Origin of the sequence: Paenibacillus cisolokensis, assembly GCF_018403665.1 — a bacterium.
GTDB lineage: Bacteria > Bacillota > Bacilli > Paenibacillales > Paenibacillaceae > Paenibacillus_AH > Paenibacillus_AH cisolokensis.
The window spans coordinates 1-1,580 of record NZ_BOVJ01000273.1; the positions used below are offsets into that span (position 1 = coordinate 1).

Here is a 1,580-nt window from a genome sequence, read left to right on the forward strand (position 1 = left end):
ACCGTGGCCATCTTAATGGCCGGACCCAGCAGAAAAGGACTGTCCCCGCCGCCTGAATAAGCCGATTCATTTTCAAACAGCATGCCTCTGAGAAACAACTGCAACGGCCACAAATTTTTGTCGGTGATGTAGAATACGGCGTGAAAAAACTCATTCCAGTGGGCGACGGCATAAAACAGGGCAATCGTCGCAATCCCGGGCATGGACAGCGGGATCACGATCCGGAACAGCACCCCCAGTTCGTTGCACCCGTCTATTTTGGCCGAATCTTCCAGACCGGCGGGAATGGAGCCGAAAAAACTTCTCATCACGATCAGGTTGTACGTATTCAGAGCGTTCGGGATCATGAGCGCCCACAGCGAATTCATCAGGCCCAAATTTTTAATGATGATGTAAGTGGGGATGATGCCGCCGCTGAACAGCATCGTAAACAAAATGAGAAACATGATGACCCGGTGGCCCTTCAGATCGGTTTTCGACAGCGCATATGCGGCCAGTATCGTCAAAATCATATTGATAAGCGTACCGACAGCGGTTATCGTAATCGTGACCGAGTACGACTTCCACAGCTCTCCCATGGACAGCAAATAGGCGTAAGCTTCGAACGTAACGGTTTCAGGCCACAGATGAACGCTCGACTTCAAATATTCGCCCATCGGAATAATCGACACGATCAGCGTATCCCAGAACGGGTACAAGGTGAGAAAGCCGAGAAGAGCGAGAAAGATATAGTTGGCCGTATCGAACACCAGACTGGCGGCGCCTCTTGGTCTCATCTGCGCATCCCTCCTAATAGACGCCCTGTTCGCCCATCATTCTGGCCAGCTTGTTGGCGATAAGCAGCAGCGCGAAATTGATCATCGACTTGAACAGCCCGACCGCCGCCGCCAGACTGAATCTTCCTTCCGACAGACCGGTCCGGTAAACGTACGTATCGATGATGTCCGCCACCGAATAGACGCCCGGGTGGTACAGCACGAAAATTTGCTCGAAGCCAGCTTCCATGATGCCGCCCAGCCTGAGAATAAGCAAAATGATAATCGTGTTGCGAATACACGGCAGCGTAATATGAAGCATGCGGCGCCAGCGGTTCGCCCCGTCGATCATCGCGGCCTCGTACAAGTGCGGACTTACGCCCGCCAATGCCGCCATATAGATGATGGAATTCCAGCCGAACTCTTTCCAGATCATCGAAAAGACGAGCGTTTGGCGAAATACCGATTCATCGCTCATAAATCCGACGGGCGTTCCGCCCAAGGCGCGGATCACGTTGTTGACGACTCCGTTGTCGATCGTCAACAAGTTGACCATCAAGCCTCCGAGAATGACCCACGAGATGAAGTGAGGGAGATAAATGACGGTTTGCACGGTTTTCTTGAACACCGCCAGCCGTACTTCATTCAGAAGCAGCGCGACGATCAGCGGGAAAGGGAACCCGAAAACGAGCCGGTTCAGGCTGATGATAATCGTATTGCCGATCACCTGCCAAAACTTGTCCAGTGAAAATAAATATTCGAAATGCCGAAATCCCGCCCACGAACTTCCGATGATCCCTTTCGTAATATGAGCGTTTTGCAATA

The 1,580-nt window shown here is 52.0% G+C and carries 2 protein-coding genes; both read right to left on the reverse strand.

The genetic code is table 11. From position 1 onward, the window contains the following. A partial coding sequence (locus PACILC2_RS25980) for a carbohydrate ABC transporter permease (protein ID WP_213531913.1) occupies window positions 1–776 on the reverse strand: 776 nt, incomplete at its 3' end. A 13-nt stretch (window positions 777–789) separates the two neighbouring features. After that, window positions 790–1,580: ABC transporter permease (locus tag PACILC2_RS25985; RefSeq protein ID WP_213531915.1), on the reverse strand; the 791-nt coding region annotated here is incomplete at its 5' end.